This is a genomic window from Pseudoalteromonas sp. Of7M-16 (genome assembly GCF_022347805.1).
In the GTDB taxonomy this organism is placed as follows: Bacteria; Pseudomonadota; Gammaproteobacteria; order Enterobacterales; family Alteromonadaceae; genus Pseudoalteromonas; species Pseudoalteromonas luteoviolacea_F.
Genome location: NZ_JAKRFY010000012.1, coordinates 1 through 25,630 on the forward strand (window position 1 = coordinate 1; position 25,630 = coordinate 25,630).

Genomic DNA, 25,630 nt, shown 5'->3' on the forward strand with positions numbered 1-25,630 from the left:
TTAAATAATAAGCAAATGTGATGCGGCACTAGCTCAGCTGGTAGAGCGCGACCTTGCCAAGGTCGAGGTCACGAGTTCGAACCTCGTGTGCCGCTCCAAACTTTCAGTTTTATTCGACTGTTAAAATAATGAATAGTCCTATGAAGCGGCACTAGCTCAGCTGGTAGAGCGCGACCTTGCCAAGGTCGAGGTCACGAGTTCGAACCTCGTGTGCCGCTCCAACTCCTTTCTTAATATTCTTTCTTTTTTCAAATTCTTATAACTTTTTTCTCTATTAATTCCGAATTCTTGCATAAAAAGATTGCTTATTTTTAGCACTATGCGTAAAATACGCGCTCTTTCGGCCATATTAGTCGTTCCTTGCCTTAACCCGGCCGGCCGAAACGGGACGAGGCTATACTAACCGTAAGGAATATCCATGCGTCATTACGAAATCGTATTCATGGTTCACCCAGACCAAAGTGAGCAAGTTCCAGGTATGATCGAGCGTTATACTGGTTCTATCACTGAAGCTGGCGGTACTATCCACCGTTTAGAAGACTGGGGTCGTCGTCAACTGGCTTACCCAATCGAAAAGCTTCACAAAGCACACTATGTTCTTTTGAACGTTGAAGCGCCTACTGAAGTAATCAACGAACTTGAAACTTCTTTCCGCTACAACGATGCAGTGCTACGTAACCTAGTTATGCGTACTAAAAACGCTGTAACAGAAGCTTCTCCTCTTGCTAAAGAAGAGAAAAAAGAAGCAGCATCTGCTTAATCGTTATTGATTCGGATTTGACTCACCTCTAGAGGTAATGGTGCAAAATCAAGCAGACCCATATACAAACCAGTTTGTTTTATCTGGGATTGTTTGCAAAACACCGAAATATAGTCAAAGTCCTGCTGGCATAGCACATTGTATTTTTGTTTTAGAGCATAAATCGATGCAAGTTGAAGCCGACCTTAACCGTAACAGTTATGTTCGTATTCAAGTTGTAGCCAGTGGTGATAAATTCCGAAGTCAACTAGAGCATTTATACGTTGGGCAAGGGTTGCAAGTTAGGGGATTTTTAAATCGCCACGAAAGCCGAAATGGTTTGAGTCAACTTGTACTACATGCACAACATATTGAAAGAATTAATTGAGGAAATTACTCATGGCACGTTATTTCAGACGTCGTAAGTTCTGCCGTTTCAAAGCAGAAGGCGTACAACAAATCGATTACAAAGATCTAGCTACTCTTAAAAACTATGTAACTGAAAGTGGCAAAATCGTACCTAGCCGTATCACAGGTACAAGCGCTAAGTACCAGCGTCAGCTAGCAGCAGCTATCAAGCGTGCTCGCTACCTAGCCCTTCTTCCGTACACTGACTTACACAAGTAAGCAGCTGATTAATAGTTTTTAAAAGGTGTAGAGACATGCAAGTTATTCTACTAGACAAGATCGCTAACCTAGGTAACCTAGGTGACCAGGTTTCTGTTAAATCTGGCTTCGCACGTAACTTCTTATTCCCTAAGGGTAAAGCAGTTCCTGCAAACAAAGCTAACATCGAAACTTTCGAAGCTCGCCGCGCTGAGCTAGAAGCAAAAATCGCAGAAGAACTAACAGCTTCTCAAGCTCGTGCTGAAAAACTTGAAGCACTAGCTGAAGTAACACTAGTTTCTAAAGCGGGTGACGAAGGTAAGCTATTTGGCTCTATCGGTACTCGTGACATCGCTGAAGCGATTTCTGCTGTTGGTGTTGAAGTAGCTAAAGCTGAAGTTCGCCTACCTCTAGGTACTATCCGTGAGACTGGTGAATTCGACGTAGCTATTCAAGTACACTCTGACGTAACGGCAACTATCAAAGTTATCGTTATCGCAGAAGCTTAATTTATTAAGCATAAACCGCACACCCTGTGTGCGGTTTTATTCCCTCCCCTGAAAAATAACAACGACACAATTTCAGTGCATAAAATCGATGAACATCACGATTGCTCACGGAAGATTCAGACAACAGTTGGATAATTAATCTAAATCACAAATGACATAATTAAACGTTTGTATATTGAAAAGATAGGTACAAATGGTAATGTCATGTAATATCGTACCCATTTTATATAAAGTTGATTTGTGATAATTTAGTTAACTCTTTTTTATTAGATGCTTTTTTTTGCTGTCCAAATAACATACAGTGGTATTGGCAAATTATGACAGCGTTATCATTTTAGTTTGGAGAACAATGTTTAATCGTCGTAGCTTACGTGGCTTTACGTTAATTGAATTGCTTATCGCTGTTGCGCTGGTCGCGGTGTTAGCGAGCGTTGCTTTACCTAGTTATTTGGATTACCTACGCAAGGGTTACCGCGCAGATATACAGCAAATTATGTATCAAGAAGCGGTTGCGTTGGAGCGCATTTACTCCAGAAACGGGGGCTACCCAGATGAATATAAATTTGAAAAAGAGCTGCAATATTACACATTAAAATATACAGCACTTGGCAAACCACCTGGGATTGTAGGCAATTATAGAAGCTTAAAATTCAAAATTAGCGCGACACCAAAGACGGGCACGACTCAGATTTCGGATGTATGTGGCATGTTGACATTAGATGAGCAGGGTACAGAGTATTCAGAGGGGCAAAATGATGATTGTTGGTAATTCAAAACAGCGTGGCGTGACCTTAATTGAATTATTGGTGTGTGTGGCACTGGTTGCTGTACTTGCAAGTCTGGCAATGCCGTCTGTCATCACCTACATTAAACAAGATCGTGTTGATTCTAATGTCCACCTTTTGAATAGCGCATACCAGTTTGCTCGAAGCGAAGCGGTGAAAAGAGAACAAACAGTTAAACTGGTTAAGCAAAACTCGCAATGGTTGGTCAATACCATGGTTGATGGTGAAGAAGCAACGTTACGTACGTTTACAATTGAACACGAATCTATTTATGTAGGACTGGTTGATCGTGAGGTAAGATCGACCGGTGAATTAAACCAAGTGAGTAATATTTTAGTGAGTGACAATGACAATAGCACGTTAGATTATCGACTATGCATATTGAAAAGTGGTCAAAGCTGGATAGGCGAGGCTGCAGAGAATTGCGCTTAGAAAAAGGGTTTTCACTAATTGAAGTGATGGTGTCTATTGTGATCGCCGGCGTCGCTTTGCTGGGGTTGGCTGGTGCTCAATTGAAGTCACTACAATTTGCCAATAATAGCTTCAATTACACCGTTGCTTTGGTAAAAGGTCAGAATGCGATTGAGCGGATGTGGAGTGATCTGTGTTATTACGAGCATATCAATCAAAACCTCTTGCTTATTAATAATCCACGCATCGCCGATTTACAGCCTAAAGACAACCGCTTTGTGCTCAAACTGTCTCCGGACAAATATAACGACAATATAAACACGCCAGCTTCCGAGCGTCGAGATGTGAGATTCACTGTAAGCTGGGAGGATAAGCGAATTGAAGACAATAGCGCGTTAAATCAAATAACATTAGTAGCAAGCTATGTTCATGTGCCAAGTTCAGATTGCACCCCTTAAACTGCGAGGATACACGTTGATCGAGTTACTCGTCGCAATGGCCGCCGGGTTATTTTTGTTATCCGGCGTTGCGATGTCCTATACCGCAATTAAAAGCACTGTTGTGGCGAGTAAAGAATTATCCCATGCACAAGAAGTTATTCGTTACATGAGTCAAGTAATGACTCGTAGCATTAAGCAGACACACGCTGAGCCAGAAGTTGAAAATGGCGGAGCGGCATTGCGGGTGCATCAAGAAGCATTGCGGTTGGCATGTGATGGCAGTGTGCCCACTGCAAATTACTCAGAGTTATATACTTTGTCGAACGGCTACTTGACTTGTGACATAGGCAATGGTCCTGTCCAGCTATTGAGGGGGGTTCAAGCTCTGAACTTTGCTCAATCTGGGATCTTAACCAGTATTACCGTGACGCCTAAAGATGTACCACCGCAATTTAAAGAAGGGCTTCAAATTGATATCGCTGCAAACCGTCTGGTGTTAGATAAGGCGGTTTGGAAAGTACCTCAAGAGAGGGTGAATAACTGATGAAACGTTTTTCACGACAATCTGGCTTTACACTCATTAAAGTGATGCTGCTGAGCACCATGGCAAGTGTTGTAGTGTTTACTTCAATGAAGGACACACTGGTACAAGAGCGTCTAAGTGGTAACTTTCAAAAAGATTTAAACGCGCGCTTACAGGCTGAAAAAGGTGTTTTTGCCAGTGCAGATGGTCTCAATGACTATGTAAGTCAAAATGAGGGAGCCACTATGGCAGCCTTACTTGCGGCAAACTCTGGTCATTCGGGTGGTGAATACAGCAAAGGCCAGTTCTCAACAAAAATAAGCTCTCCACAAGCCGGTATTATTGAAGTTGCCAGCTTGGGTCAAAGGTATGGTGAAAACGCCGCTAACAATATGGTGGCAATTTTTGAATTTACCGATGCGGTGCTTGAGCCGACTTTTAATAACCCCGTGACGGGCTGTAAAGGCGTAAATTTATCAGGTAGCGGGGTGGTTGATAGCTATGACTCTGAGGCGGGGAGCTATGAAGATACGCAGGGTAACAACGGCGATGTGAATACAGTTATTGGTGATTCAGACGTGGTGTTATCAGGTCACTCGCCAATTAAAGGGGATGTAAAAGCGTCGGGGGTATTATATCTCAAAGGCTCATCTCCAGTTATTGGTAACGTGCAATCAAATACCGGAATTGATATCTCTCATGGTAGTGGTATGCGTGTTGAGGGGGATGTTTTGACGCAAGGGTTTGTCATTCATCGAGGCGGTGATATTCAAGGTGTCGTGCGAGCAAACGGCAATGTAGAGATGCTCTGGGGTGCTGATATTTTGAATACCAAGAATGATCCTTTGGATATTCAATATGGTGGTACAGGCAAGTTTGAGATGGCCGATGAGCATTCTCAGGACGGAGTTAATTATTCAGCCTCAAAGTTTAACGTCAACCCCAATGTCTCGGCAGTACGTGTATACGATCCTGACTCTCCTAACCATGACGATACAACGGTCGATGAATGTGATCCGCTCGCGCTACCCGGTAACATGCCCAATATCATCATTGCTAATAACGGATATGAAAATGTAGAGGTGAAGTCTAATCAAACGTATACGTTTCAACCTCAACAGAGCAAGTTGGAGCAAAAACGATATAACGGTATAGAAGTCATTAAACAAGAAACCTCAAGTGAAACGAGCATTTATCTATTTGATACAAATAAACAGGTACACGGAAGGCTCAAGCCAGACAGTGAATATGTATATGGCATGAAGAACCTGACCATTGGTGGTGACGCTGTGGTTAATATTAAGAAAGTTAATAAACCCAATATCAAAGGAGGTGATGTTATTTGGCTTATTGATGGTGACTTTATCATGACGGGCAATAGTCGGCTTAATATTGAAAAAGACGCGAGTTTGACAATCTTTGTCACGGGTAAAGTAAAATTAGGTGCCAGTGCTCAGGTGGTGACAGAAAAGCCAGGTATTACAGAGAGTGGCTTTGGCACATTCAATATTTTTTCATCTTACAAGCCTGACCCAAATGACAATAGCAATGCAAATAAACACGGTGTCATTGTAAGTGGAACATCATCTTTGTATGCCGTTATCTATGCACCATTGACTTCTATTTCCATGAATGGCAGCGGACAGTTTTTTGGCACCGTGCGCGGTGCCACAATTGAAGCAAATGGCGGGAGTGGTATCCATTTTGATGAGGCGTTAAAAAAGCTTAAATTAGGCAATGGCGGTACGGTGAAACAACCAGCTAAATTGACCTTCAAGGGCTGGCGATACAAACACCCCGAAGCGTTTAGCGAGGAGCCAGCACAACCAAGCAACCAAGGGGGCTCCTGATAGGCAAGCTCACCTAATGACTCTCACCTTCTTTGGCTCAGCTAATATCGATTGCCACTTTTTATAAAATTATCACATCTGATTTAAACCTTTTTTGCTTTACTGCGCGTCTTACTCAATATGAAAGGCGCTGTGAAGATGATACCTGATTGACACGCTTCAAAAATATTTCGATAGGATATTGAACTGTATTAGACAGACTGCTCTTTTGAAGTAAATGTGTCATCATCATTACCTCGCGGTAAAGGAATTTAAATATGTTAGTTGATGCCAAACACCCGTTTGATGAATTAGATGATTTGGTCAAACGTACTCAGCAAGGTGATCAGGTTGCTTTTGCCGCTCTGTACCAGCAATGCCATCGGCGGGTCTATGCGCTGTGTTTGCGGTTATTGGCGGATCAGGCTCACGCGGAAGATGCCTGCCAAGAAGTATTTGTGCAGCTGTGGCATAAAATAGCGCAATTTAATGGCCAATCTAAATTTACAACCTGGCTGCATAGCGTGACGTCAAATATCGCAATAAGTTATTTGCGCAAACACAAAAACTGGTTACAAAAAGTAGTCAGTTTTGAAAATAGTGGGATGGATGAAGCAAGTATCGCACTGTGTGGGGATCTTAATGGACTAGACAAGCTCGTGCTTAGATTACCGGAAAGAGCAAGGCTTGTTTTCGTATTGCATGGTGTAGAGGGGTATCGACATGAAGAGATAGCAGTCATGTTAGATATGGCTGTGGGGTCGAGTAAATCTCAGTATCACAGAGCAAAAAAGTTGTTACAGGAGTGGTATGAAAATGACTAAGCCAAACTTTGACGAGTTCTTGTCTCAACAAATAGCTAATACACAAGAACAAGTGCAACAACCTGAGCCTCAGCGAGCATTGTGGCAAGGGATCGAAAAGGCAATTAATGAACAGCCAAAAAATGACAGCGAGCCGCAAAAATATAAATCCGCAGGCGTTTGGCGACAAGTCTCTGCGATTGCGGCTGCAACCTGTATTGGCATGTGTGTGATGTATTTTACGCTCAGTACGCCAGAGCAAAATAATATGATGCAAATGAGTCAGTATTTTGAACAACAGAAACAAATCTTGTTGGTGCAATATGGCAATCAGCCTGCACTGACAAATGATTGGCAAGTGCAGTTGCAAGAATTAGAAGAAGCAGAACAAGCCATTAAGCTGGCTCTTCAAAACGATCCACAAAATGCAGCGTTGCTGCAAATGTTGGCTCAGGTTTATCAACAACAATTAGATTTAATTGAACGAGTACATCAACCTCGTTGGCAGGAAATTTAGGAGAAGTAGGATGAAAGCATTGATGTTGAGTTTAGCCATGTTCCCTCTGGTAACTTTGGCTGGTGAAAAAATTGATAAAGAAATCGAAATTCCAACAGATGGTAAAGTTTTTATAGAAAACCAACGAGGTAACGTGGAAATACTGACTTGGGACAAAGCTGCATTCAAAGTCGTCGGAGAGCTTGATGATAATGCAAAGGGCTACAAATTAGACACCAAAGGCAGCAAAACCAGATTTATCGTTAAAATGCCCTCCAACTCACGAGGTTGGGGACGTAAGCATGAAGGTTCTGAACTGAAAATTTATATGCCAAAGCAAAGTGAGCTGATATTTGAAGGTGTACAAGTCGATGTTGAAGCTTCCCAACTGTTAGCTGGTGCGTACATAAAAACAGTTAATGGTGACATTAAAGCTTCTCAAATCGCTGGGAAAGTGCGTCTTGAGACTGTCAACGGAGATATTGATGGCAAGGAATTAGACGGGCGCATTCGCTATGAAACCGTCAATGGTGATATTGAAGATGTGGATTCCAAGGGGAAGATTAGGTTCAATGCGGTGAATGGCTCCATTGAGAGTAACACGCAGGCAACTGAGATCCGGTTAGAAAATGTGAATGGTGAGGTTGAGTTTGACATTGCAAAATTGCAAGAGTTGAGACTTAACACCGTCAACGGGGAAATTGAAGTGCGGGTGAAAGAACTATTGCCAAATGCACGGGTAAATCTAGAGTCTGTAAGCGGGGACGCAGACTTATACTTCCCACGAGATATTTCTGCCAAGTTCGACATTGATGCACATGCTGGTGGAAAAATCACCAATGAGCTAAGTGCTGATAAGGTTCAAAAAGCAAAGTATGGCCCTTCTAGAGAGCTTCAATTTACAGTAGGCTCAGGCGATGCGGATATCGAAATAGATACGGTAAGCGGCCGCATCGAATTGAAAAAAGCCAACTAAACAACCCTGGCCCAATTTAGATTGGGCTTAGTTTTTGCGTTTTACACTGCACGTCTAAGCTTATCAGCATTCAGTTTTGCAAGATTTAAGGTTACAATAACAAATCCACTCATTTGTTTTTGTCGTAATATGGCCAAACCTGATCAACAAGTCGATACACTAAAAGTTCCACCGCACTCCATTGAAGCAGAGCAATCTGTACTGGGAGGCTTGATGCTTGATAACCAAGCGTTTGACCGGGTTGCTGAACTTGTTGTTGCACAAGACTTTTACACTCGTACGCATAAACTGATCTTTGAAGCCATGACTAAACTCGTCGAGCTTGGTCAGCCAATTGATCTTATTACCATTTCTGAAAACCTAGAAAAGAATAACCAATTAGACTCAATTGGTGGGTTTGCCTATCTCGCGGAGATAGCGAAAAACACCCCAAGTGCCGCTAACATAGATGCATATGCCAGTATTGTACGCGAGCGTGCGGTTGTACGAGAGATGATCTCGGTTGCAAACGAAATCGCCGAAGCTGGCTTTAATCCTGAGGGACGTACAAGTCACGATTTATTGGATTTAGCTGAAAGTAAGGTTTTTAAGATTGCTGAGCAGCGCAGCAAAAGCACTGAAGGTCCGCAAAATATTCATAGTATTTTAGAAAAGACCATAGATAAGATCGAAGAGCTCTATCAATCGCCACAAGATGGTGTAACAGGGGTTAGCTCTGGTTATTCAGATCTGGATCAAATGACTGCGGGTTTACAGCCTTCCGATTTGATCATCGTTGCGGCACGTCCATCAATGGGTAAAACAACATTTGCGATGAACTTGGCTGAGCACGCGGCAATGACGCAGGACAAGCCTGTTCTAATTTACTCCCTAGAGATGCCGTCAGAGCAGATCATGATGAGGATGTTGGCATCACTTGGCCGTATTAACCAGACAAAGGTGAGAACAGGCCAGCTAGACGACGATGATTGGGCGCGATTGTCTTCAACCATGGGACTGCTAATGGAAAAAGGGCAAATGTATATCGATGATGCGTCAGGCTTGACGCCGACCGATGTTCGTTCTCGAGCTCGTCGTATTGCCCGTGATCACGGTGGGATCAGTATGATCATGGTTGACTATTTGCAGTTAATGCGTGTTCCTAGTTTGTCTGACAACCGTACATTGGAGATAGCAGAGATATCCCGCTCGTTAAAAGCACTTGCTAAAGAGCTAGAATGTCCAGTGATTGCGCTGTCCCAGCTTAACCGTACGCTAGAGCAACGTGCTGACAAACGTCCAGTCAACTCAGATCTTAGGGAATCGGGCTCGATTGAGCAGGATGCTGACTTGATCATGTTTATTTATCGTGATGAGGTTTATAACGATGATAGCCCTGACAAAGGCACCGCTGAAATTATCATAGGTAAGCAGCGTAATGGTCCAATTGGTAAGGTTAGGTTAACCTTCCAAGGCCAATACTCTCGTTTTGATAATTATGCTGGGCCAGCACTAGATGATGAGTACTAAGCCCAAATAGATAAGGGTACCTGTGAATGCGGTTAGCCACAGCGGAAATTAATATACCAGCACTGCGTTATAACCTAGCTAGGGTGAAAGAAATTGCGCCTAGCTCGAAAATAATGGCGGTGCTAAAGGCCAATGCATATGGTCACGGTTTGGTCAAAATTGCGCAATGTTTATCAGATGCTGATGCGTTTGCAGTTGCACGTATCGACGAGGCTTTGGCATTGCGTGCAGGGGGACTGACAAAACCAATTATTTTGTTGGAAGGTTTTTTCGATCCCAGCGACTTACCTATTTTGCTCGCAAATAACTTTGAAACAGTTGTTCATGATGAAAGCCAGTTACTTGCCATCGAGCAGAGCAACTTAGAAATGCCAATATCCGTATGGCTTAAAGTTGATACAGGCATGCACAGGTTAGGCATTGAGCCCGAACAATTTGATGATTTTTACCAGCGCTTAAAGCAATGCCAAAACGTCAAGCCAGCAGTAAATTTAATGACTCACTTTCCATGTGCAGATGACGTCAGTAATGACTTTACCCAAGTCCAAATAGATTTGTTTGCGTCATTGGTTTCAGAGCGACGTGAAGCATTGTGTTTGGCGAATTCTGCTGGCGTGATTGGTTGGCCAGATGCGCATTTTGACTGGGTTAGATCAGGACTGATGCTTTATGGGGTGTCACCGATGTTGGATCAGGCTGGAGTGGATCACCAACTAAAACCTGTGATGCGACTAAAAACACGGGTGATCGCCATCAAACAAGTCACTGAAGGTGATCGTGTTGGCTACGGAGGGAGGTGGCAATGCCAAAAAGCAACCACTTTGGCTGTGGTCGCTATGGGTTACGGTGATGGTTACCCACGACACGCTAGGCAAGGCACACCAGTGGTTATTAAAGGCAAGCGATATGGGATTGTGGGTAGTGTATCAATGGACATGATCAGTGTTGATGTCGGTGAAAATGCTGCGCACATTCAAGTTGGAGATGAAGTTGAAATGTGGGGACCAACCTTGCCTGTCGAAGAGGTTGCAAGGTGTGCTGATACCATCCCTTATGAATTGTTGTGTAATGTCACGCCACGCGTAAGCTATGAATACTGCAACGAGGAGTGAGTATAACTCACTCTAAGAGCTGTCCTTGTAGTGTCGCTACGATATTTCGAGGACCACCTTGATCTCTATGCTCACCCAGATATATGCCCTGCCAAGTACCCAGTTTTAATTGTCCCTGATAGATCGGGATGGTGATTTCACACCCGAGTGTACTCGATTTTATGTGAGCTGGCATGTCATCGTCTCCTTCATAGTCATGACGATAATAATGCTGATTTTGAGGCACAAAGTGATTGAAATGGCTCTCCATATCCATACGTACAGTTGGATCGGCATTTTCATTGATCGTCAAACTAGCCGACGTATGTTGAATAAATAAGTGGAGCAAGCCGACCTTGTAATAGCTCAGCTGTGGAATATGTGTCAAAAGCTCATCGTCAATGAGGTGAAAGCCTCGAGGACGAGGCTTCAACGTGATCACAGATTGGTGCCAACTCATAGTTTGTCGAAGCTGACCTCAATATTTGCATTACCATCCTCAGATGTGAATGGCATGATTATTTTAGCACCTTCACACTTATGCGTGATGGTGTGTCCAGGTCCAGATACAACCAAAGGTGTTGCCATGTCGAAATCATACCCCTTTTCACCAAGTAGATTTTTTGCTCCACCGGTGACCATATTGGTGATTTCTCCAACCATATCAGTGACCTCTTCATTTATCTTTTCAGGTCTTTCACCAAGCATTCGCTCCATAATCGCGAGGGCAAGGCTTTCGTCAAAGGTAATTGAAAAAGAGCCTTTGGTTTGTGGGCCAACCATACCGATTAGCCCAGATACATCTCCACGGGCGACTTCATCTTTTTTTATCTTAGGCTTACCGGGCGTTAGCTCCGTTTGCGCCATTGTCGCTAATACATTTATTAGTGAAGATAAAAAAGGGTTGATGAACTCAACATTCATATTTTAGGTCCCTTGTTTTATTCATTATTGCAGACATTAGTTTAAGTGTAGTGGCTTTTTTGACGGCTGCACTACTGTTGGCACTTTTCGCAAAGCCCATGTGCTTCGATTGTTTGTGCTTTTACTTTAAAGCCTTTTTCTGCTGATAAATTGTTTAACTCATGAGAAATGGCAGTTGAGTGCAACTCTTGAACATGCCCACAGCTATCACATATCAGCAGTTGTACAGGGTGGATATGATCAAAATGGTGACACAACATAAATGAGTTTGTGCTTTCGATTTTATGGATGAAACCTAGCTCAGCCAAAAAGTCTAGCGCACGGTAAACCGTTGCGGGTTTGGCACTACTCTCTGTTAATTTCAGTTCTTCTAACAGGTCATAAGCGCCAACACCACCTTGCTTAGTTGCAAGCAGGCGAAACACCTTTTCTCTAATAGGTGTAAAACGCGCCCCGCGATTGTCACAGACCTGCTTTGCTTTGGAAACTAGTAGTTCTATATTCATATTCTAAATCCTTACACTACTTCTCAATACTAACATATTCATTTTAATAGTCTTGTATCGACAAGGATTTATTCTCAATATTCAAAGGTTGGTGTGCATATTGCGCTAACCACGCCTCAAAATCAATTTTTGCCATGGGTTTACCCAAAAAGTAGCCTTGACCTAAATCACATCCAAGGGCTGCTAAAATATCTAATTGTAGTTGGGTTTCGATACCTTCGGCGATAACTTTTATACCTAAATTGTGGGCCATAGTGATAATGGTATGGACCAATTGCCTGACTTGCTCACTGGTGTGCATGTCGAAAATAAAGCTTTGGTCGATTTTGACAACATCAAAAGGGTATAACCTTAAATAGTTTAAAGAAGAATACCCAGTACCAAAGTCATCCATTGAAACGAGGACACCTAGTTGGTGAAATTCGAATAAGGCATCTTTAACCAATGCGTCTCCTGTAAGTAGAACGCCTTCTGTAATTTCTAGTTCGAGCAATTGGGTATCAATCTGGTATTTATTAATCATACGGCTAATAGAGTTTACAAGATTGGGGTCTTTAAACTGTCTCGGTGAGAGGTTAACAGCAATACGGTATGGGTGAGGGTGGAAGTCTTGCAGTGTGCAAATTTGTTGCATCGCCTGCTCTAGCACAAATTCACCTAATTCAATAATATAACCCGTTTGTTCAGCCAATGGGATAAACTCAGCTGGGGAGACCCATCCAAGCTCAGTATTATACCAGCGTAGCAATGCTTCAGCACCCACAACAAAGCGGCTAGATAAATCATATTGAGGTTGAAAATAGACTTCAAATTCTTGATTGACCAAGGCGCTGCGCATACTATCTTCAAGTTTTAGGCGGCGGTTTAGATCTTGACTCATACTCTCGGTGAAGAATGAAAAGGTATTTCGGCCCATGTGCTTGGCACTGTACATGGCGGAGTCAGCTTTTCTTAAAAGTTCATTTGGGGTGTCAGCATCATCTGGAAAAACCGCAACGCCCAAACTCAAAGAAATGGTAAAGGCCCGTTCATCAATCTCAAAAGGAGAGCGGAAAAGTTGGACTAATTTAGTCGCAATAGCGGTTATGTCATGATGTGTCTGGATGTCTCCCAGTAAAATAATGAACTCATCTCCGCCAAGACGTGCAACCGTATCATGTTTACGCAGTGCTCCCTTTAATACGGAAGCAGAATGAACAAGCACTTTGTCTCCAACTTCATGACCCATTGAGTCATTGACCTTTTTAAAATCGTCTAAGTCAATGAAGCCGACTGCAATAAGTTGTTGGTTTCGTTTGGCTTCATGGATCATCTGCTGGAGTCTATCAAGTGCTAAAAATCGATTGGGCAAGTTGGTCAATGTATCGTAAAAAGCATGTTTAAGTATCACCTCTTCTTGGCGTTTTTTGTCTGTGATATCTCGCACAGCAATGACGAGTTTGTCCGACTGAGGTATCGCGTTTAACCGCGCTTCAAAGTGCTTTGTACTGTCTGTATTTTCCAGTTTATACTCTATTTGTGTAAGCTGGCTACTCTGCTCAATGGTGGAAATTGCTTTGGCAAAATGCTTGGCTGCATGCGATGGCAAAATATCAATTAGCTGTTGCCCTACAAATTGTTTTTCTGGTACTGGCAGGTTATCGTCCCGGCCATAATGACACTCTAAAATTTTGCTCTGCCTATCAATAATAAAAAAGATATCAGGCAGTGCTGAAAATATCCCCTGCAATACGCTGTGTCTATCAAGCGCATTTTGTTCTGCGAGTTTTTGCTGTTTAAAACCGATATCTAATGTATGTGCAGCACGTGCTAGGTTATTAGCCAGATGTTTTAGTTCGCCATCCCCCTTAATTTGATGCTCGGCAATAAACTCAAAATCACTCAGTTTGTTACTGATCTGGGTGAGCTCAGATATGGGGCGGTGAATAAAATAATAGGTGACAAGCAAAGCCAAGACTGAAATAAAAACAATCGCGAAAATAATAAACCAAGCATTGTGATTGTAATGGATGAGCAGTTGTGAAAATGTCTCGGTGAGGTCAAATTGACTGTAGATAAAATAAGGGGGATCAAAAATCGCATTATCTGCATCTTGCACCGATGCTGGGATCTCTTGGTAAGTGACCAGCGTATTTGTTTGCGAGTCGAAGAAATGTCGTGGCTCTTCAGTCTCATGTTGATTGGCTACTTGCTCAAGTTGAGGAAAAAGAGTGTTGGCGCTTAAGCCAATTTGGCTTTTGTCAATGCTGTCACGCACAACAAGTTGTTTGTCAATGACAACAACTGAGCGCAGTGATTCTATCAATTCACGGGGATCGCCAGCTGTGAAAAAGCCTGACGAGGCAGTACTGGTCACGGTATTTGCTATGTTTGCGGTGATTTGTGTAGCGGTATGTAAAGTTTGCTCAATTATGAAATCTTTTTTAATTTGGTAACTGAATACGATGAGCACAGAGGCAAACACAGCGGCTGAGATAGTGGAAAGGAGAGTTAACCAAACCTTTAGGTTGATCGAATATGCTTTATCCATTTCTAATCCTTCAATACCACGCACCTTGTTGGCAACAAACAGCCTGTGACTCAATAATTAATCCGTTAATGACGGCCGTTTGTGGTTATTTATCAAACTCAATGGCTACCACCGCAAGCTGCAGAACATGCTCGTTTGTGGCCACCCTAGATTCAGTATAGTTTAATTCGAAAGATATCAATGACCGATCTGTGTTTAAATCGCTGATAGATTGGTGTTGTTACATCGTGTTAGGCACGTATTGAGTAACAAAGCTAGTTTCTTTATCCATCCATAGCCGTCAAATAGCTTTAATACATGTCTGTTAGTCTGCTCATTCACACCGAATAAAAGAAATAAAAAAACGTGCTTTTTCACACCAAGAGCTGCGGCTTTTACCCGTTAAGAGGTGGGTATTAAATAAGCTGGGTGAGTGCTTAATACTCGATAAAGTTTAGGGTTTACGCAGGGTTATATCTTGTACATTTGTTAATTTTTAGTAATTTTGATTTATTTTTTTATTTTGTGTGATAGCATCTTTGTGATAGTAATAAATTAATAAAGAATATTCTGAATTTTAGGTAATGAGTTTCGTTGTCTGGTTGTCTTGCCTGCATGAGTAGCATTTTCTTTTATAAGTACTCAATATAAATCATTAGTTTATGATGTTTGAGTGGTAGTAAAAGGTGTAGTCTATTAACTTAACTTGCAGTGTTTAGTGGTTAATTAACCTTCAAATATTTACGCGCCTCAGAGCGTATACATAGATTGTATTAAATTTGTGTAGTACCTCTCGGTTCGTTGTGAATTTTAAATTGATTAGTTTTTTTCAATTTTTGTGGTTAGAGCTAGGATTGCTGCAGCGGCCTTCATTGCACAAATATTAAAGCCTAAAATAGCGCTTAGCTCCTAACTGAGAGATCACTTAATCACTCTTTTTTGTGGGCATGGCATGAAAACAGACTTAGTGACTACGTTAGTTACATTGGCAAACACACGTGGTGATGACACTGCGTATCAATATTTCTTCTCTGACGACCTTCCCAGTCAAACCTTAACTTATAAACAACTTGATAGTCGCGCAAGGCAAATAGCATCCCAATTGGACAAGCAGTTTGAACGAGGTGATCGCGCGTTACTTCTGTATAATTCTGGGTTTGCATTTATTGAAGCATTTTTCGCCTGTTTATATGCTGGCATTGTCGCTGTACCTGTTTATCCTCCGAAAAAAAATCAAAATATAACCCGGCTGCGCAGTATTATTGAAGATGCTGGAGCAAAAGGTGTGTTAACCAGCGAAAAAGTCAATGAGATTGCACGGCCGCTGTTTGAGTCGGAAACAAGTCTTACAGGTTTGGCCTTATATACGACTGATGCGATAGAATCAGATCCGAGCAGCTGGCAGCCTATTACAGTAAGAGGTCAGGATCTGGCTTTTCTGCAGTACACGTCCGGATCAACAGGTTCACCCAAAGGTGTGATGGTGAGCCATGACAACATCACCGACAACGAAGAGATGATGAAAATTGCGTTTGGCCATAGTAGCGAAACGCCCATAGTAAGTTGGTTGCCTCATTTTCATGATATGGGACTGATTTTTGGCATACTGCAACCCATTTATATCGGCGCGCCAGCCTGTTTAATGAATCCCACTTACTTCCTGCAAAAACCGTTACGCTGGCTTAAATTATTAAGTGAATTCAAAGGTGTGACGTCAAGTGCTCCAAATTTTGCCTATGACCTCTGTGTGGATACGATCAAGGAAGAGGAGTTAGAGGCACTTGATTTATCACACTGGCAGTCAGCACTCAATGGTGCTGAGCCGGTACGAGCGACGACATTAGAGCGCTTTTACAACAAGTTTAAACGGTGCGGATTACGCAAAGGGAGCCTTTCTCCATGCTATGGAATGGCCGAAACAACCTTGTTTGCCAGTGGTGGCGCGTTGCTTGAATCACCAAAAGTACTCAGCCTAAACAACGAAAAGATGCTTGAAGGGCTGGCTAAGATACAGGAACGCATCATCGATAATCGGGACAGGTGTTCTATTCCTGAATATCTGGCTGTTTCGAGTGGGCATGCTTGGTGTGATCATGAAATTGCCATTGTCTCACCGAATACACTCCTTCGTTGCCAAGATGGAGAAGTCGGTGAGATCTGGGTTAAAGGCGCCAGTGTTGCAAGGGGTTACTGGAATAAACCAGAACTCACGAAAGAGGTTTTTCAAGCTCATATAGCCGAAGAAGGGGACGGGCCTTACTTGCGTACCGGCGATCTCGGTTTTTTGCATCAGCAAGCGCTGTTTGTCACAGGTAGATGTAAAGATGTTTTGATTTTCCGTGGCAAAAATTATTATCCGCAAGATATAGAGCTAACAGTAAGTGATTCGGATGATGCGTTAGAGAGCAATGGTGGTGCTGCTTTTTCTATTTATGCAGATAGTGAAGAGCGCTTGGTGATCGTGCAGCAGCTAAAGCGCACAGCAATCCGTAAAGTGAATAAAGCACAGGTGATAGAGAAAATTATCAGCGCGGTTGTCGAGCACCATGGTATTGCGCCCTATGATGTTGTGTTAATTAAGCCTGGCAGGCTGTGTAAAACTTCGAGCGGCAAAGTACAGCGCCAAGAGAATAAAGCGCGCTATGAGCAAGCCCGCTTTGAAGCATTGGCTGCGTTTAAACCGGAGAAAGAGCCGCAGCGTCAAGCGCCTGAAGCCCCTGTGACAATCCATTCAGATTCGGCATTGTCTACTGCAGTTTGCAAGTTGCTGCAAAATATCATTGCTATGGAAGTTGGCATTGAAAGTACCAAGTTAGATATCGATGCATCCTTTTTATCTTTGGGTGTTGATTCCATGAAAGCGGTGCGTATTTCTGGTGAATTGATGGAGCTGCATGGTATTGAATTGGAGTCAACCATCTTGTATGAGTACCCAAGTATTGCAGAGTTAGCGGGCTACTTGTGCCAATTTGATGAGGTAAAATCTCTACTAGCTAGCAGTGGTGATGGGCATCCAGCGCAAAAGTTTGAGGCCAAACTACAGCCAAATTCAAAAAGCACGGACTCTCAAACACAAGCTGTGGAGCAAGCGCCACAGCAGGAAACCGACATTGCGATCATTGGTATGGCTTGTCGCTACCCAGAGGCTAGTGATCTAGACTCATTGTGGCAAATATTGATGGATGAACACGACGCCATCACGACCCCAAGCGATGCCCGTCAGCAACTTTGCCCGCAGGTCAATGCCAATCGCTTTGGGGGATATATAAAGGGGATCTCTGAGTTTGATCATACCGTATTTGGTATATCGCCAAGTGAAGCGCAGCACATAGATCCGCAACAGCGGCTGCTACTAGAAAACACATATCATGCCATTCAATCAGCCGGTTATATGCCGTCCGAGTTAACGGGTCAACGGATCGGTGTGTATGTAGGGATCTCACAAAGCGATTATTTTTCTGAATCTCAACAAGTAGAAAAAAGCAGCGCGTACCTAGGTACTGGAACGGCACTCAGCATTGCGGCCAATCGCTTATCTTACTATTACAATTTTACTGGCCCGAGTTTGGCAATTGATACCGCCTGCTCTTCGTCGCTGGTTGCATTGCATCACGCAGTGCAGGCCGTGCGTGCGGGAGATATAAAGCAAGCGTTGGTTGCTGGGGTGAATTTAATCTTGAACGACGATGTGTCGCAAGCATGCGATAACGCACAAATGTTGGCAAGCGATGGCAGGTGTAAGACTTTTTCGGATAGCGCCAATGGCTATGTGCGCAGTGAGGGGGTAGGTTCAATATTAATCAAACCACTCACGCAAGCACTGGCTGACAAAGATCCTATTTATGGCGTGATCAAAGGCAGTGCAGTCAACCAAGATGGTCGCAGTAACGGAATTACAGCACCGAATGGACGAGCGCAGCAGCAAGTCATCAAGGCGGCGCTTGCACACGCGGGTGTTGAGGCGCAAGACATTCATTATGTAGAAGCACATGGAACCGGTACTGAACTTGGGGACCCCATAGAAGTCTCGGCGTTGCAGCAAATATACGGTCAACGGCGTCAAAGTAAGCTTATCGTCGGTTCAGTTAAAGCCAATATTGGTCATCTGGAATCGGCTGCAGGATTGGCGGGTTTAATTAAAACCATGCTGTGTATGACGCACCAAAAAATACCAGCTCAGCGCTATAGCGAGAAATTAAACAGCCATATAGCTTGGGATAAATGTGCAATCACGGTCCCCAAAAAAGTTATAGATTGGCCCGTCTACAAAAATAAATTGGCGCTAGCTGCTGTGAGCTCATTTGGTTTTGGTGGTACTAATGCGCATGTCATATTGGCGCCCCCGCCTCAACAAACGGAGCAAGGTCGCTCAGCAGAGCAAGCTAATTGTTATGTTCTGCCACTGTCAGCAAAATCACCAAAAGCGCTATCGCGGTGGGCCCATCAGTATGCTGAGCAGTTGCAAACTTTAGCCGATGCGCAATTTGGTCGCTTAGTTTATCAGACGGCGACAGCGCCTGATTTAAAAGGGGTAAAAAAGGCTTTTTATGGCACTGAGCGTGAGGCCTTAATAGAGCAACTCACGACGTGCGCAGAATCTGATATCGCGCAGAGAAATGCAACTCAGCATCATTCGCCAACAACAGTATTTTTGTTCACAGGGCAAGGCTCACAATATCCGGATATGGGTAAATCACTGTACGCGTCACAAACAGTATTTAAAGCAGCCATTGACGAATGTGAAGCTTTGTTATCGCCATATTTTGATGAACGTTTAACAGTGGTTTTGTACCAAGATCCACAAGGTCAATTATTAAATCAAATTCGCTGGACTCAAGTGGCTATTTTCGCAGTTGAATATGCGATGGCGAAGTTGTTACTCAGTTTAGGCGCTGTGCCAGAGGTACTTATTAGCCACAGTGTCGGAGAATATGCGGCGGCATGTATTGCGGGCGTGATGTCTTTGTCTGACGCAACTAAGCTTATAGTGACACGCGCCCAGCTGATGCATGAATTGGATGCTGGCGGCAAAATGATTGCGGCCAGATGTACAAAACAGCGTGCTCAGGCAGTAATTGCGGCATATGACCAAGATGCGGCTATTTCTGGGTATCACGGTGAAGCTGGCGTGGTATTTTCAGGCAGTGACAACGCCATTGCGCACATTTCAAAAGAGTTAGCACGTTCAGAAATACGCGTGAAAGAGCTAAATACTGGTGCTGCGTTTCATTCGCCTTTAATGCGCCCTATGTTGGATGAATTTGCAAAAGCACTGAACACCATCACATTACAGAAACCTACTGTGAAGTTTATTTCGTCAGTTACCGGAAAAGCAGAAGACTCAAGGCTGACGAAGCCTGAATATTGGTGCGAGCAAATCGTTGAGCCAGTGTGTTTTGATGCGTGTTTGCACGAGCTGAGTGAGCTGGCACCAGTTTGTGTTTTAGAGCTTGGCCCTAAACCGATTTTGAGTGCGTTGGCACAAGAAAACCTTCCTCAAGTTGAAGGGCCTTATCTACATGTGCTGCATGATAAAGGGTGTGATCGCGCGCGTCTTGGAAATAGTATCGCAACATTTTATGAGCTTGGAATGGAGGTTGACTGGGCGAAGCTTTATCCATCGCAATCTCAAAATGACACTTTCCGAGAGCCGCTTCCTCTTTATCCATTCGATCAGCATACTCATTGGATTGGGGCGACTGATGTGGTATCGAGATCCGAACCAGTGCCGCCGCAAGCAGCAAGCAATGAGTTGCAAAGAACACAAGCGATTGAAGAGTTTGTATTGTCGACGTTGGCAAAAGAATTAGGTATGTCGACCGTGCAGATAGACCCTCACTTGGCACTCTTAGAAATGGGGGTGGACTCGTTGATGATTATGCGAGCGGTGCGCATCTTTGAAAAACAATTCGATTTAGAATTTAGTGTCAGGCAGTTTTATGAAGAGCTAAGTAATGTCACTAACTTAGTCGACTACATTGCACAGCACAGTGATTATTTAACGGACGTTTCAGTTGATGAACAGAGTGAGCCGAACGCAGCTGTGCAGATCAGTGACAGTGTCGTGACTACGGCGACACAAATCGAAAGTAATGTGATAGTAAGTATTTGCCAGGCCCAACTGCAAGCCGCAGCGAGTGTGAGTTGTGAAGCTGCTCAGCAAAGTGTATCTGAAGTAACCGCACAGCAGCTGTCTTGGCTCAGCGGACATCCTCAGAACACTAAGCACCAAATGAAAGCAGTAGCTAACCACACAGAGGCTGATAAACCAAAGAGTGTGCCGCCAAAGAGCAACTCCAAAGTAAACACAACGTCGGCAATATTGCCAGGATTTCAAGGCAAACAATTGCACCATAGCGCAGGCACCAAAGCGATGCGCCAGCACGGTGAGGCATTGAGCGCACAATATTGCAAAAAGACCGCGACGTCCAAGCAGTTGATTGCTCAGCACCGTGAACAGCTCGCTGATTGTCGAGCTTCTGCTGGGTTTAGATTATCCAGCAAAGAAATGCTCTATCCCATTTATGCACAGCGCTGTGAAGGATCGCGTATTTGGGATATTGATGATAACGAGTATATCGACATCACCATGGATTTTGGTGTGAACTTGTTTGGTCACAAGCCCGCTTTTATTACTGAGGCAATTTCACAGCAGTTAAATAATGGCATTCAATTGGGGCTTGCCAGCCCGCTGGCGTGTGAGGCCGCATCACTAATTAGTGAATTGACTGGGCTCGAACGCGTGTCTTTTTGTAATTCGGGCACCGAAGCTGTGATGACGGCACTGAGGCTGGCTCGAAACAAAACCAAGCGTCATCTTGTTGTACAGTTTGAAGGCGCGTATCACGGCCATTTTGATGGTACGTTGGCTGCTGCAGCCCCTGGTAATGAAGGGGTGGAGCCCATGTGCTCAGGTGTACGTCAGGGCGCAATTGATGACAATTTAGTGCTCAAATACGGTGATGAGTCAGCACTGGAGCAAATTAAAGCCAATGGTCATGATATTGCAGCAGTACTGGTTGAGCCTGTGCAAAGTCGACACCCAGATCTGCAACCCTTTAAGTTTTTGAAGCAACTTAGAGCGCTTACGCAGTCGCTTGGTATTGCGTTGATTTTTGATGAGATGATAACTGGGTTTAGAGCACATCCAGGCGGCGTGCAAAGGTTGCTGGGTGTGCAGGCAGATATGGCTACCTATGGCAAAATTGTGGGTGGTGGACTGCCGATAGGTGTGGTGGCAGGAAGTGCCGAGTACCTAGATGGCATCGATGGGGGGATGTGGCAATATGGCGATAATTCATTCCCAGAGGCTGATACCACATTTTTTGCTGGCACTTTCTGTAAACATCCGTTGAGTATGGCCAGTGCAGTAGCTGTGCTCAAAGAGATCAAACGCCAAGGTGCCTCCCTTCAAACTGCGCTTGAACAAAAAACTAGCTATTTGCGTGACACCTTGAATGCATTTTTTGCACAACATGATATTCCGGTTGCTATCACATCATTTTCTTCACTGTTTCGTTTTCAGTTTAGTCAAAACCTAGATGTCTTTTTCTACGAGCTGCTTAACCGAGGTGTGTTTATTTGGGAAGGGCGAAATTGCTTTATCAGTGCATCACATAGTGATGAAGACATTGAATTTGTTATTGGTGCAGTAAAAGGCAGCGCACTGGCGTTAAAAGGTGCTGGTTACTTCGGTCAGCAGCAAAATGCTGCGGTCGAACCTGATGGCGCAGGCAAAGTAAATCACACGACAGAGCCAGTTGCTTTAACTCAGGGTCAAAAGCAGTTATTGGCTTTGGCGCTTCGTAGCGAGAATGGCGCACTGGCATACCACCTTCAGGCCAGTATCGGATTGTCAGGTGCTCTTGACATAGAGAGGCTCAAAAGTGCTGTGCAGCATGTGGTGCAGGCATTTCCGCAGCTTAGTTTTGGTGTTGATATTAATGAGTTGGTGCATGTTGCACGGGCAATGCCCGAACTGGAAGTCTGCCGTACGGAGCATCCGTTAACTTTGCAAAATGCCCAGCGACAGTTAACGGAATTACGTTATCAGCGCTTTGCATTTGAGCGAGACGCTTTATGCCGTATTTGTTTGCTCAGCGATGACAATCAGCAGCATTATCTAAGTGTTATTGCACACCATATCGTCTGTGATGGTATCTCTTTGCAAATAATCTTGGCAAGCATTGCACACTATTACAACAATGGCGGGGGCTCCTTTGTAGCGGGTGTGCCTGGTTATGAAGCTTATGTGCAAGCGCTAGCAAGTTATGATGATTCTGCAACTCAGCAAAAAGATGAAGTGTACTGGCATGCGCAGTTAGCTGGTAGCGAGCAGCTCGCGTTGCCACTTAAGCGCGCAGCCAAAGCGCAGTCTAACTTTGAAGTAAGGTCGCTGAGGTATGCGCTGCCAGAGCTAGCCATACAAAACCTGCATGGCCTAGCTAAGTCTCAAGGGTGTGGATTATTTGCAACCTTGCTAGCTTGTTACATGGTCTGGTTGCAAAGGTTGTCTCAGCAAAACCGTATCGCTGTGAATATTCCAGTTTCAGATCGTCAGTTATTGTCACCGGAATTTGATGCAGATGTGCTGGATGAGCAGCTTGTGGGCTATTGCACAAATATGTTGCCACTGCAGCTAGACATCGACTTAAGCCTGACATTTGGTGCGCTCATCTCGCAAGTACAAGCACAATTATTAACCGCATTAGAGCACCAGCATTACCCCTATTCACAATTGTGTGAGCAAGCTTGGACGCTGCCCAATACTGTTTTTAACTTTGACCGTGTACAAGCTCTGCCAGAGTTCGCTGGGCTAGATCTTACCCCCATCGCTAACGAAACGCACTTTGGCCAATTTGATCTGTCATGCAATATCTTAAATATAGGTGAGCAGTGGTGGTTAGAACTCGATTATCAAGGTGATCGATTCGATGAGGAGATGATCAGCAGTTATGTCCGTGCTTGGCTGGCAATGACAGAGTTGATTACGGTCGACCAAACACTAAGCAGTGATGTATTGGCACTGCATAAATGTGAAGTACATCATGCTTTGAACAGCCGTCAGTTAGCAAGGTCACAATCGTTTTCAGATGATGCTCCTCTCACCGAACTGCTGTCTGAGCAAGTATTAAAAACACCGCAGCGGGTAGCGGTACAGGATGACCTTTTCCAGCTCAGTTACCAAGACTTAGCAACACAATCTAATCAGTTAGCCAACTATTTAATTCAACAGGGTATTGGCAAAGGTAGTTTGGTTGCGGTGGCGATGTCCCGCAGTGCGAAGCTGGTGGTGACACTATTGGCCGTATTAAAAACAGGCGCAGCTTACTTGCCCATTGATGTGAGTTATCCGCAAGCGAGAGTGAAAGAAGTTTTGGCTGATTCACAGGCCGGTTTATTGCTGTGTGACGCACCGTGTGCAGAAATAAAGACCATGACTGACGCACACACTCAGTGTATCGATATTGATTTTGAAGCTGAGTCTATCGATGCATGCCAGAGTACACCTCCAAGTCGCAGTATTGAGTCTGAGCAACGTGCTTATGTCATATATACCTCAGGTTCAAGTGGTCGACCTAAGGGTGTAGAAATCTCCCATGGTGCATTGAGCAACTTTTTGGTTTCGATGCAAAACACACCTGGCATAGCGCAACATGACCGAGTTTTAGCTATTACCACAACGGCATTTGATATTGCTGCCTTGGAGCTATTTCTACCACTAGTTTCAGGCGCTTCAGTGATTGTCGCCAGTGATGCTGTATGCAGTGATCCACTTGCTATCGCGGAATTGATTGAGCGGGAGCAGATCTCTTTTATGCAGGCGACACCGACACTTTGGCAATTACTGATAAAGGCTGCACCAAGTTGTGTATCGAATCTTACGGTGCTTTGTGGCGGTGAGCCTTTGGAAAAAAGCTTGGCGGGAAGCTTGTTAGCGCAGGGTGCAAGCGTTTGGAATATGTATGGCCCTACCGAAACCACCATCTGGTCTAGCGTGGCATGTATAACCGATGAGCATGATATTACGATAGGTGACGGAATAGTCAATACTGGGCTATTGGTGATGCCTGAGCAGACCAGTGGTGATAGCGTGCCGCTACCCATTGGGGTGTGGGGCGAGTTGTGGATAACGGGTGCAGGTCTGGCGCTGGGTTATCTCAATCGCAAGGCGCTTACTGCACAGCGTTTTGTCTCTCATACTGTGCATGAGCAAGTGCTGCGTTGTTACAAAACGGGCGACCGAGCGAGGCGTTTGCCAGATGGTCGGTTAGAGCTTCAAGGGCGGCTGGATAGTCAGGTGAAGCTGCATGGGCATCGTATTGAATTGGCGGAAGTCGAATACCAGCTGCGCAAATTGCTGGGTCAAGATGATGTACGTGTATTGGTAAAAACAACTGAACAAGGCAGTTCGCATCTATGTGCATTTTGTTTAATGGGCACACGTCAAGACGTGCAGTGGGAATACAGCGCAATTAGACAACATTTGATGATGAAACTACCCAGTTATATGGTCCCTGAGTATGTTAGCTGGTTGAGCCAATGGCCACGAACTCCAAATGGTAAGGTAGATACTCAAGCCCTGTTGTTGCCGCAGCTATCGACTGAGCAGGAAGTACGCTATCGCGCGCCTGAAACAGCGCTTGAAAAGTCTCTTCATGAGTTCTTTGTGGCTCTGCTTCCTGTCGAAAAGTTGAGTGTGGATAGTAGCTTTTTTGATTGCGGTGGTAATTCTGTATTGGCTATGCAGCTCGTTTCGAGGGTAAATCGAAACTATTCGGTACGCTGTACTGTGGCAGATATATTTGATTTTAGCAGCATCTCATTGCTGGCTCAGCGTCTTACTGACCTTCAAAGCGCGGCTCAGACAGGCCCGGATGCAACCCAAGTGGAAGTTATAAGTGACATAGTTAGTGGGCGTGATATTAGCGCGGCTTTTGATGATCAATCCATGACAGAGATGGACTTATAAAA

19 protein-coding genes and 2 tRNA genes are annotated in these 25,630 nt (G+C 44.1%); 17 read left to right on the forward strand and 4 right to left on the reverse strand.

Annotated elements, in window-relative coordinates; translation table 11 throughout:
* Positions 1–22: 22 nt before the first annotated feature.
* From MHN81_RS13610 to alr, 16 genes are all read left to right on the forward strand, one after another.
* A tRNA-Gly gene (locus MHN81_RS13610) sits at positions 23–98 on the forward strand.
* A gap of 47 nt (positions 99–145) precedes the next feature.
* Positions 146–221 (forward strand) — tRNA-Gly (locus MHN81_RS13615).
* 197 nt (positions 222–418) lie between these two features.
* On the forward strand, positions 419–760 hold the full coding sequence (gene rpsF / locus MHN81_RS13620; RefSeq protein WP_023400735.1) for a 30S ribosomal protein S6: 342 nt from the start codon (positions 419–421) through the stop codon (positions 758–760).
* A 37-nt stretch (positions 761–797) separates the two neighbouring features.
* Positions 798–1,127, forward strand: coding sequence for a primosomal replication protein N (gene priB, locus MHN81_RS13625; protein WP_036976831.1), 330 nt, complete (start codon positions 798–800; stop codon positions 1,125–1,127).
* A gap of 11 nt (positions 1,128–1,138) precedes the next feature.
* Complete coding sequence (rpsR, locus tag MHN81_RS13630; RefSeq protein WP_005493466.1) at positions 1,139–1,366, forward strand: 30S ribosomal protein S18; 228 nt, start codon at positions 1,139–1,141, stop codon at positions 1,364–1,366.
* Between the two features lie 35 nt (positions 1,367–1,401).
* Positions 1,402–1,854, forward strand: a complete 453-nt coding sequence (gene rplI, locus MHN81_RS13635) for a 50S ribosomal protein L9 (protein ID WP_023400733.1) — start codon at positions 1,402–1,404, stop codon at positions 1,852–1,854.
* A 349-nt stretch (positions 1,855–2,203) separates the two neighbouring features.
* The gene (locus tag MHN81_RS13645; protein WP_023400732.1) at positions 2,204–2,623 is read left to right on the forward strand and encodes a type IV pilin protein; all 420 of its coding nucleotides are present in this window, start codon (positions 2,204–2,206) and stop codon (positions 2,621–2,623) included.
* Positions 2,607–3,071 (forward strand): GspH/FimT family pseudopilin, encoded by a 465-nt coding sequence (locus MHN81_RS13650; protein WP_023400731.1) that lies wholly within the window; start codon positions 2,607–2,609, stop codon positions 3,069–3,071. The genes MHN81_RS13645 and MHN81_RS13650 overlap by 17 nt, the downstream gene beginning before the upstream one ends.
* Complete coding sequence (locus MHN81_RS13655) at positions 3,014–3,508, forward strand: prepilin-type N-terminal cleavage/methylation domain-containing protein (protein ID WP_239425966.1); 495 nt, start codon at positions 3,014–3,016, stop codon at positions 3,506–3,508. Before MHN81_RS13650 ends, MHN81_RS13655 begins: the two co-directional genes overlap by 58 nt.
* Positions 3,509–3,524: 16 nt before the next feature.
* Positions 3,525–4,034, forward strand: coding sequence for a hypothetical protein (locus MHN81_RS13660; protein ID WP_052027411.1), 510 nt, complete (start codon positions 3,525–3,527; stop codon positions 4,032–4,034).
* A complete protein-coding gene (locus MHN81_RS13665) occupies positions 4,034–5,863 on the forward strand; it encodes a DUF583 domain-containing protein (RefSeq protein ID WP_023400728.1) in 1,830 nt (609 codons plus the stop codon). The genes MHN81_RS13660 and MHN81_RS13665 overlap by 1 nt, the downstream gene beginning before the upstream one ends.
* A gap of 257 nt (positions 5,864–6,120) precedes the next feature.
* The gene (locus tag MHN81_RS13670) at positions 6,121–6,666 is read left to right on the forward strand and encodes a sigma-70 family RNA polymerase sigma factor (protein ID WP_023400727.1); all 546 of its coding nucleotides are present in this window, start codon (positions 6,121–6,123) and stop codon (positions 6,664–6,666) included.
* Positions 6,659–7,162 carry an Anti-sigma-K factor rskA gene (locus MHN81_RS13675; RefSeq protein WP_023400726.1) on the forward strand — a complete coding sequence of 168 codons (504 nt, stop codon included), beginning with the start codon at positions 6,659–6,661 and terminating at the stop codon, positions 7,160–7,162. The genes MHN81_RS13670 and MHN81_RS13675 overlap by 8 nt, the downstream gene beginning before the upstream one ends.
* Before the next feature lie 10 nt (positions 7,163–7,172).
* Positions 7,173–8,117: a DUF4097 family beta strand repeat-containing protein gene (locus MHN81_RS13680; RefSeq protein WP_023400725.1), complete on the forward strand. Its 945-nt coding sequence runs from the start codon at positions 7,173–7,175 to the stop codon at positions 8,115–8,117.
* Positions 8,118–8,246: 129 nt separating this feature from the next.
* Complete coding sequence (gene dnaB / locus MHN81_RS13685; RefSeq protein WP_023400724.1) at positions 8,247–9,626, forward strand: replicative DNA helicase; 1,380 nt, start codon at positions 8,247–8,249, stop codon at positions 9,624–9,626.
* Positions 9,627–9,652: 26 nt separating this feature from the next.
* Positions 9,653–10,738, forward strand: a complete 1,086-nt coding sequence (alr, locus tag MHN81_RS13690; protein ID WP_239425967.1) for an alanine racemase — start codon at positions 9,653–9,655, stop codon at positions 10,736–10,738.
* 7 nt (positions 10,739–10,745) lie between these two features.
* On the opposite strand, the gene MHN81_RS13695 is transcribed toward alr, so the two are convergent.
* From MHN81_RS13695 to MHN81_RS13710, 4 genes are all read right to left on the reverse strand, one after another.
* Positions 10,746–11,177, reverse strand: coding sequence for a secondary thiamine-phosphate synthase enzyme YjbQ (locus MHN81_RS13695; protein WP_023400722.1), 432 nt, complete (start codon positions 11,175–11,177; stop codon positions 10,746–10,748).
* On the reverse strand, positions 11,174–11,641 hold the full coding sequence (locus MHN81_RS13700; RefSeq protein WP_023400721.1) for a chemotaxis protein CheX: 468 nt from the start codon (positions 11,639–11,641) through the stop codon (positions 11,174–11,176). Before MHN81_RS13700 ends, MHN81_RS13695 begins: the two co-directional genes overlap by 4 nt.
* Positions 11,642–11,712: 71 nt before the next feature.
* A complete protein-coding gene (zur, locus tag MHN81_RS13705; protein ID WP_023400720.1) occupies positions 11,713–12,147 on the reverse strand; it encodes a zinc uptake transcriptional repressor Zur in 435 nt (144 codons plus the stop codon).
* Between the two features lie 43 nt (positions 12,148–12,190).
* Positions 12,191–14,677, reverse strand: a complete 2,487-nt coding sequence (locus MHN81_RS13710) for an EAL domain-containing protein (RefSeq protein ID WP_239425968.1) — start codon at positions 14,675–14,677, stop codon at positions 12,191–12,193.
* Between the two features lie 931 nt (positions 14,678–15,608).
* Between MHN81_RS13710 and MHN81_RS13715 the strand changes: the two genes are divergently transcribed.
* The gene (locus tag MHN81_RS13715) at positions 15,609–25,628 is read left to right on the forward strand and encodes a non-ribosomal peptide synthetase/type I polyketide synthase (protein ID WP_239425969.1); all 10,020 of its coding nucleotides are present in this window, start codon (positions 15,609–15,611) and stop codon (positions 25,626–25,628) included.
* The last annotated feature ends 2 nt before the right edge of the window (positions 25,629–25,630 follow it).